The organism is Paraburkholderia sp. SIMBA_053, assembly GCF_046534895.1.
Classification (GTDB): Bacteria; Pseudomonadota; Gammaproteobacteria; order Burkholderiales; family Burkholderiaceae; genus Paraburkholderia; species Paraburkholderia caledonica.
In genome coordinates, this window is sequence record NZ_JAWRXU010001943.1 from 1 (window position 1) to 229 (window position 229).

General features: G+C 54.6%; 1 protein-coding gene. It reads right to left on the minus strand.

All coding sequences use genetic code 11. The features are described 5' to 3' along the window. Positions 1-229 (minus strand): ABC transporter permease subunit (locus tag SB753_RS42335; RefSeq protein ID WP_410805865.1); only part of this gene is annotated, 229 nt, incomplete at both ends.

The window sequence follows — 229 nt, forward strand, 5'->3', positions numbered from 1 at the left end:
TCCCAACACCGCAGCGGTGACGCCATTAATGGAGATCAGCGCATTAATCAGTTGAGGCAGGCCGTAGTAAAACAGAAACAGCTGAACGAGCAGCGGCGTGCCGCGAAAAAACGAGATAAACAGCAGCGCTGCGCCGTTCAATACGGGGATTTTCAAAACCCGCACAACCGCCAACAGACAGGCAATGATCAGTGCCAACACCATGGCGATGCTCGCCATCTGCAGCGTC